Origin of the sequence: Bartonella sp. AP150HLJHH, assembly GCF_042196385.1 — a bacterium.
In the GTDB taxonomy this organism is placed as follows: domain Bacteria; phylum Pseudomonadota; class Alphaproteobacteria; order Rhizobiales; family Rhizobiaceae; genus Bartonella.
Genome location: NZ_JBHIQC010000057.1, coordinates 1 through 4726, shown reverse-complemented (window position 1 = coordinate 4726; position 4726 = coordinate 1). Strand labels below are relative to the sequence as shown.

3 protein-coding genes and 1 pseudogene are annotated in these 4726 nt (G+C 45.4%); all 4 read left to right on the top strand.

The features are described from left to right. Positions 1–207 (top strand): annotated as a pseudogene (locus ACFING_RS09270) (GPW/gp25 family protein); the annotation flags it as partial. Continuing rightward, entirely contained in the window at positions 204–1031 is an 828-nt protein-coding gene (locus ACFING_RS09265) for a baseplate J/gp47 family protein (protein WP_375630634.1), read from the top strand. The pseudogene ACFING_RS09270 and the gene ACFING_RS09265, both read left to right, overlap by 4 nt. After that, positions 1031–2137: a phage tail protein gene (locus ACFING_RS09260; protein WP_375630632.1), complete on the top strand. Its 1107-nt coding sequence runs from the start codon at positions 1031–1033 to the stop codon at positions 2135–2137. Before ACFING_RS09265 ends, ACFING_RS09260 begins: the two co-directional genes overlap by 1 nt. Position 2138: 1 nt before the next feature. Further along, positions 2139–4726 (top strand): DUF4815 domain-containing protein (locus ACFING_RS09255; RefSeq protein ID WP_375630630.1); only part of this gene is annotated, 2588 nt, incomplete at its 3' end.

The window sequence follows — 4726 nt, the reverse complement described above, 5'->3', positions numbered from 1 at the left end:
GAACTCATTGATGCACCGGTTAATAATGCTTTTGCTGTTGCTCTTTATGCTGCTGTTGCTGAGGCTTTAGACAAGTGGGAACCGCGTTTTAAAGTGAAAAAAATTGATTTTAAAAGGGGTGAGAATGGACACGTTTCTTTATCCTTTGAAGGCATTTATTTGCCATCCGGCAAGCCCATTACCATGGAAGGATTATTGATAAAATGAATGGAGTGCTTGCAAAACCAGACATCATCACAGAACTTTCTTTTGAAGAAATACGCGCTGCTGCTCTTGTCCATTTAAAAGAGCTTTTGCCTGAATATACCATTCTTGAAAGTGATCCGGCCGTAAAAGTCATAGAGGCTTTTAGCTATCGAGAGTTGCTTTTAAGACAGCGTATTAACGAAGCGGCACGCAACAACATTCTTGATTTTGCAACCGGTGAATCTCTTGATGCTTTGGGAAACTGGCATGGTCTTGCCCGCATGGAGGGTGAAAGTGACGAGAGATATCGTGAACGCATACAGCTTCATGCCCGTGGAGGAAACGGAAGTGGAACAGAACCCTATTACAAACTTATCGCCTTAACAGCCGATAGTCGAGTGAAAGATGCCATTATCTATCGTAAAGGCAAAAACCCAACCATCTATGTTGCTCTTTTTGGTAATAATGAAGAAGGAACAGCCTCTGAAGATCTCATACAAGCAGTTTCACAAGCTCTTCACAGAAAAAATATCATCATGACCAATGATACAATCATTGTTCACGCTGCTGTCAAAAAAGTGCTGGATTTAGAAGCAGATGTTTGGCTGTTACCAGAAACATCTTTGAAAATTCTCACAACAATGGAAACAAATTTACGCACGGCTTGGAAACAAGAACAAGCCATTGGTCGTGAATTAAGTTTGTCGTGGTGGATTTCAAAACTAATGATTTCTGGTGTCCAAAAAGTCATTGCCATTACCCCAACACAAGACAGTATGGTTTGTGATGAAGAAATTTTATCGATTGGAAAAATCACCTTAAACTTCAAAGGGCGTGCGCGCTAATGGTTGCTTCCCTCCTTCCCACAAATGCGACAGAATTTGAAAAGCGCCTTGCCGATGCTTGCGATTTTCATCAAGATATTGATGGTTCTGTTTTGGGGATTTCACGCGCAAAACTGATCACACGCCCTCCCCGTTTCTTGCTGTGGTTGATTGAAGAATACGGGCTTGGTGAACTGACACCTTATGTTCCAAACCTCTATGATTTGATTGATCAGGGTCTTGCATGGCAAAATATTCGCGGCTCCCTTGCGGCAATAGAGATAGGGCTTGAATGGTTAGGGATTTCGGCACGCTTTCAACCCGCCTGGACGGGGCGAGCATGGTGGAACTCCTTTCACCTTGATTTTGATCAGTTGCCTGAACGCAAAAGCCTTGAAGCCATTGAAGCGATTACCGACCTTTCCAAAAGTTTGCGCTCTGATTTTCGCCGTGGGACCTATGGTTATGATGTACAAGCCTTGGAAGGCAATATGTCACGGTTTGATGACAGCATGTTGGAGTATGAAAGCGGTGTTCACTTAACAGCTGGGGACACTTTGTTTTCCTTTGGACGCACAACAGAAATCAATCACACGCTCACAAGAGAAGAAGGCAGGCTTATTGGTAATTGGATAGATGACTTTGACGAGGAGTTAAGCTGGAACCAAATCGATTATCCATGGGACATGGCAAATTTTCCGTGGTGTTCGGTCAAAAAACATGAACGCGATATGCTCATGACAGAGTGGTTTAGCAACCGTACGCTTTATCTCGTGTTAAAAGACAGCCAAAATAGCGTGATTGGGTATCGCAGATGCTATGCTGTAGCGCCTGTCGAACAGGCTTTGGATGGTGTGTACAGCCATTGTGGAAACAAATTTAACCCTTCCCCAACCGGCACTCTGTTGTTTCTTGCAGCCCGCACAGATTTTGAAGATGTTGAGGACAAACAAGCCGCCTCTGTTTCCCTTCTCGTTCATGGCTGTCTTGCACAACAAACCCCTCCTGGCAAACTTTGGTTAGGATTTGGTGAACTACGTGGTGGTGTAGAGATACTCAAAACGCCTGTCACTATTCCTTTGCGTGCCGATGTTCGCGAACAATTCAAGATTTTATTGAGGTTTTAATATGAAGCATGAAAGTGGTTTACCCTTTGCAATTGACAGATCTCGCGGCAAAGAGGAACAACAAAGCGTTGTCTTTTATGGCACGCGTCCCTTTATTCAAAGTGGTGAACTGAATGAAGTTCAAACCATTATAAGGGGGCGGCATGACCGCTTGGGGCGCCTTGTGGCACAAGAAGGAGACCGCGTTGAACGCGCTGATGCTTTTGTCAACAAAGAGACAAAGACCGTCACTTTAACGGATGGCAAGATTTATATTGCCGGTGATATTTTTCCCGTTGCACCAGCTGTACTCAACAATGTTGCCATGATTGGGCGCTTGGAAATTGGTGTGAAGCTGCAAAAAAAATGGATAACACACGAAGATGATCCAGAGCTCTTGGGGCAAGTCCCTGGCACCTTAGCAGAAGGAGAGCCCGGAGCGGCACGCGAAACAGCACAGCTTGTTTGGGCACTGAAAGAGGATGCGCAAAGTGGCACTTTCTTTCCGGTTTATATTTTACAAGATGGTGTTCTGATTGATCAAAAATCGCCCTCATTGCTTGAACCCGCCATGCAAGCTATTGCGACGTACGACCGCGCCCATGGGCATTATATCGTGAGTGGCTGCCGTGTGAGCGCATTGGGAGCAAATAATGGTTGCCAAGTGTTTAGTATTCAAGAAGGAGAAGCCAATATCAATGGCTTTAAACGCAAACGCCTTGCCGCCTTGCGCCATGAAGAGCCAGAGGATTTTTCGACAAGCGTTGTTCCTAGCGAAACGCATATTTTTGCGCCTCCAAAAGGGAAAACCAGTTTCACCTTTAAACCCTATTATTTTCCTCTTGCCGATATTCAGTCTCTTTTGTTGACAAAAGAAAAAACCGTTAACGTCACCCGCGGTGCGGTTGCCGCTGGGCGCGATGGGGTGCCGGATAAAAGCATCACCGCGTTTATCAAAATCGTTCAAGGAAGCAAGGAATTTAAAGAAGGCACAGATTTTAAAAAAACCGGAGACACCATTGATTGGGCACCGGTGGGAGACGAACCTTTAGCAGGGAGCAGCTATAAGGTGACTTACCGCTATCGCGCAAAAATCACGGCTGATAAAGTAACAGCGCAGGAAATCACTGTCTCAGGTGGGGCGCAAGGTGGTGATATTATCGTCAGTTACACTTACAAACTCCCCCGCATTGACCGTATTGGTCTCAACACAGGGGGCAATGTGGTTTACATCAAAGGTATCTCAGTAGACCAACCCATGGCACCCAGTGTTCCTGATGATGTGTTGTCCCTTGCAACCATTACCAACAATTGGCTTGAAACGCCGGTTGTGGTCAATGATGGCACACGGGTTGCCCCCTATGATGAAATGTGGCGCTATTTTCAACGAGTGCTTTCGCTTGACCGGTTGATGCAATTAGAGCGCATTAAAAGCAATGTGGACTCTAAAGAACCTGTCGCTAAAAAAGGCATGTTCGCTGATCCCTTTCTTGATGATAGTTACAGAGATGAAGGCTTTCAACAAACGGGGGCTGTAGGCAACGGCATTTTGCAGCTTGCCATTGACCCAACATTCTATACTGCTCCTTTAAAAGCGCCTGTCACCCTTGACTGGACAAATGAAGTGATCATTGCGCAAGAGTTGACAACGGCTTGCGAAAAGATCAACCCCTATCAAAATTTTGCACCCCTGCCTGGTACAGTAACCCTTGAACCCGCGACAGACTTTTGGCATGAACAGCGCACCGATTGGCTCTCCGGTATCACCAATCAAATCAATATGGGCAGGAACCGTGGCAGTAGTATCCGTAAAACAGAAGTGCGTGATGATTTGGTGAGTGCGACCCAAGAGCAAATCAATTTTTTAAGACAAATTACCCTTTCCTTTAAAATTGAAGGTTTTGGCAAAGGCGAAAAACTAGAGAGCCTCACTTTTGATGGTGTGAATGTTTTACCAAAGAGTCTCCTTATTGCCGATAGCAAGGGCACCCTTGAGGGCGCTTTCACGATTCCACAAAATATTACGGCTGGCACAAAAAACGTTGTGGCAAGGGGAAAAGGTGGAACCATTGCAACGGGGCTTTTTACCGGTCAAGGTGTGATTGATGTGAAAGTGATGCGACGCACCACCACGGTGAAAATATGGACGCAAGTAGACCCACAAGCACAAGTTTTTACCCCCGATGAAACACGGCAAATTACCGGTATTGACTTTCATCTTTGCAAAATCGGCAATCAAAACCATAATTTGGTGATTGATTTGGTCACCACAGAAAACGGTTATCCGACCGCCGATATTCAAGCACAAAGCTTTTATTCCATGAAGGGCGCAAAAACTGGTTGGGCAGAGGCACGCTATGATGTACCACTCCTTGTCCCCGATGACCGCTTAACGGCTTTCGTTATTAAGACAGATGATAGTAATCATTCCGTCTCCTTAGCAAAGCTTGGGGATTTTGATGCAGAAAAACAAAGGTATGTTTCAAGCCACCCTTACGTGACCGGTCCACGCTTTTCTTCTGTTAACGCACAAAGCTGGACTGCTCATCAAGATGAGGCTTTAGCCTTTCGAGTGCTGGCGGCACGCTACACACAAACAGAAAAAACCAT

Excerpts from the sequence above, each read along its gene's own strand:
- ACFING_RS09265 (WP_375630634.1), top strand. The coding sequence starts at position 204 with ATGAATGGAGTGCTTGCAAAACCAGACATCATCACAGAACTTTCTTTT.
- ACFING_RS09260 (WP_375630632.1), top strand. The coding sequence starts at position 1,031 with ATGGTTGCTTCCCTCCTTCCCACAAATGCGACAGAATTTGAAAAGCGC.